General features: G+C 38.5%; 3 protein-coding genes. All 3 read right to left on the reverse strand.

Translation table 11 applies throughout. From position 1 onward, the window contains the following. Positions 1-368 precede the first annotated feature (368 nt). Positions 369-1,289, reverse strand: a complete 921-nt coding sequence (gene galU, locus AN395_RS18725; RefSeq protein ID WP_054983921.1) for a UTP--glucose-1-phosphate uridylyltransferase GalU — start codon at positions 1,287-1,289, stop codon at positions 369-371. 350 nt (positions 1,290-1,639) lie between these two features. Further along, positions 1,640-2,596 carry a DHHA1 domain-containing protein gene (locus AN395_RS18730; RefSeq protein ID WP_054983926.1) on the reverse strand — a complete coding sequence of 319 codons (957 nt, stop codon included), beginning with the start codon at positions 2,594-2,596 and terminating at the stop codon, positions 1,640-1,642. 58 nt (positions 2,597-2,654) lie between these two features. Then, positions 2,655-3,257: an adenylyl-sulfate kinase gene (cysC, locus tag AN395_RS18735; protein ID WP_054983922.1), complete on the reverse strand. Its 603-nt coding sequence runs from the start codon at positions 3,255-3,257 to the stop codon at positions 2,655-2,657. Positions 3,258-3,530: the final 273 nt, after the last annotated feature.

Raw genomic sequence — 3,530 nt, forward strand, 5'->3', positions numbered from 1 at the left:
TTCTCTTCTCTGTGTTCTCTGTGGTGGTGATAATCTGTTAATCACTTTTTGTTTAACCCAATCCATTTTTACCACCGAGCACACCGAGGCGCTTCGCGCTACACAGAGAAAAAACCTTCTCATTTACTTCTCTGTGTCCTCTGTGGTTAATTAAACATTTTTATACCACCGAGGACACCGAGGCGCTGCGCACTACATAGAGGAAAAACATAATATTTATTAATTACTTTTGTTTCACTCCTCCGTGACTTCTGTGGTTGATTAATTTCTCTCTATTAAAGCCTTAAAATAAATATCAGCTATAAACAAAAAAACCGTGTTTGGCTCAAACACGGTTTTAGTAAATTAATCAAATTAAAAATTTGAAATTATAGGTTTACAACATTACCTGATTGCGCAGTCGGCTCATCGTTAACCAACGACGCTAAGTATTGCCCAAAATCCTCACCCAACTTAGCATCACGCATACCGTATTCAACAATCGCTTTTAAGTAACCTAGCTTATCGCCACAGTCGTGTGAACGACCACTCATATGAAATGCTTCAACTGTTTCTTGTGCCATTAACGTATCAATAGAGTCGGTTAATTGAATTTCTCCACCAGCGCCTACTGGTGTTTTTGCAAGTAGCGGCCAAATATTTTTGCTTAATACATAACGGCCAACAACTGCAAGGTTCGATGGCGCTTTATCGGCATCTGGTTTTTCAACCATGGTTTTAATAGCGGCACTGTTGCCAGGTGTTAGCTGTACGCCGTTTATATCAGCAATACCATATTTGCTTACATCTTCTTGTGCTACTGGCTCTAGCATAATTTGGCTTGCTTTAGTTTTATTAAAACGTTTAATCATAGCTGCTAAGTTTTCAGTTTTTTGATCAGCCGTATAACCGTCAAGTATTACATCAGGCAGTAATACTATAAAGTCGTCATCACCCACAATTGGCTTAGCACATAAAATAGCGTGCCCTAGGCCTTTCGCTTCACCTTGACGTACACTCATTATAGTTACATCGGCAGGGCAAATTGAACGAATCTCTTCAAGTAGGGTTCGTTTGACTCGCTTTTCAAGCGTAGCTTCAAGCTCATAGCTCGTGTCAAAGTGGTTCTCAATTGCATTTTTTGAGCTATGTGTAACTAAAACAATTTCTTTTATACCAGCAGCCACGCACTCGCTCACTATGTATTGAATAAGAGGTTTGTCAACAATAGGTAACATTTCTTTAGGGATGGCTTTAGTCATTGGTAGCATACGAGTACCAAGGCCAGCAACAGGGATTACAGCTTTCATGGTTAGTCCTTTATTTAAAAAAATAGTTTATACGTTGATCTTAACTTAGCAATTTAAAAGTAGATACAACCTGAATATATTTAATAACGTGCTTTTTTATACAGTATATAAGTTTAGGGTTTTGTAAAACAAAAATAATGTGTGCTTCGGCCAGCAAGTGCCCGCCAACAAACTTCGCTACAGCGCCAAAATCAATTCTCGCAGCAGATACAAGAGCTAACGTTTACAATGGTTAAAAGCAAAGCGCCTCTTCGCTTATAATGTAATAACCACCTTAAAAGCGCTGCTTTTAAACGCCAGCAAGCTGTGTATCTACAATTAAATTTTACATCGTTCGGCTCTTGGCCTAACTATGCGTAATACTCTACGAGCTCTTTAATAAAACGTTCAACTTGCGCTTTAGGTAATTCATTAATGCCAGCAGCAGCAGCACGACCCCCACCAGTATCAAATTTACTGCAAATATCAACAGCGCCTTGCTTGTTAGTTAGGGGGGCTCTAACGCTGACTAAGTAACTGCCTTTATTATTAAACGTAAATACTGCATGGGCTTTATTTGGTGACTGATTAGCAAGATCATTACCTAAAACGCCGCTTACTCGACGAGCCCAAGCAGCATCTTCTAATAAAATAACTTTTGCGGTATCACAATTATGGAGAATCTGCGCATTGGCAGCTTTTTCCATATCAGCTTTATAAGCTTGCTCAAGAGTATAATAAACCGAGCTTTTATCATTTATTGCATCAAAGGGCGATTTATACTGCATAAGCAGCTCAAATAAATCAGCAGGGGCAAAATGTAAATCAGCCACTTCACTTCCGTAGCCGTTATAGTTTATGTAAGTACCAAATGCTTTTAGCTGTGACTTTTGAAGTTCAGTTAATTCAAGCTTATCGGCCTCGCTATCAGCCTTAGCAAATAAGTTATCACCGTATGCTGCTGTAATAGCCCATAAATGAAATTGCTTATCTAGTAAATCACTAACAATCAAACTAGTACACATATTCGCATCTAAATCGATGTGAGCATACAAATTAGCATGATTAGGTATATTACCGGCTTTATGATGATCTACATACATAACACGCGCCCCAGCACATAAAGCATCGTGAAGCGCAGGCATATTTTTTTCCATTGAAATATCCAACACTCTAATACAATCACCCGCTTTTGGAGTGATTTTTTGCATTAGCTGAATATCGCGTTTTACCCCTGTTACCTTTACTGTCTCGGTAGGGTTAGCTAATTGAAGCTGTAATAAAGCGATAATACCATCGGCATCACCGTTAAAAATATCATATTTCATATACATCTCTAGGTAAAAAGATAACTAAGAAATAAGCCCACTAAAACTTAGAACCTGATTACTTAATAATTTTGTTTGCTTTTAAGTACTGAATAATTTGCTCTACGCTTTGTTCGATACTTTGCTCTGCTGTTTTCACATGCAACTCAGGGGCTTCGGGTACATCAAATGCAGAGCTAATACCTGTAAAATTAGGTATTTCGCCCGCACGCGCTTTTTTGTATAACCCCTTCGGATCGCGGCTTTCGCAAACAGAGAGTGGGGTATCAATAAACACTTCTACAAACTCACCTTCATTTACTATGCTTCGCGCCTGTACACGATCGGCTTTAAACGGCGAAATAAATGCTGTAGATACAATAAGTCCTGCATCAACAAATAATTTAGCAACCTCACTTATACGGCGAATATTTTCAATGCGGTCTTCATCACTAAAAGTTAGCCCTTTGTTCAGCCCCATGCGTACGTTATCGCCATCAAGCAAATAGGTATGACAGCCTAGCTCAAACAATTTGGCTTCTACGGCGTTAGCAATGGTTGATTTACCCGAACCACTTAAACCAGTATACCAAAGTAATACAGGTTTATGACCTTTGTGTTGCTGTTTTTGCTCTCGCGACACGGTTTGCGAATGCCATACTATATTTTCGTCATGATTCATTAATTTACCTTTATACTAAACTTTATATATTTTCATCTGGTTACTAGTTTGGCTTATGATTGCGAAGTATTTAACAGCTAGTAAGCTATTTTTATATGCTGGCAAAATTAAATTTCTGGATAGAGATACATAAAGTTTATTAATTACTTATCCAGCACTTCTCCATCATTTCTCTGTGGTAATAGTAATGTTTTAATTACATTAGGATCATTAACCCCAAATACCTCTACCACCGAGGGCACCGAGTCGCTTCGCGCTACACTGAGAAAAAGC

Source organism: Pseudoalteromonas sp. P1-30 (assembly GCF_001400005.1).
GTDB classification, from domain to species: Bacteria; Pseudomonadota; Gammaproteobacteria; order Enterobacterales; family Alteromonadaceae; genus Pseudoalteromonas; species Pseudoalteromonas atlantica.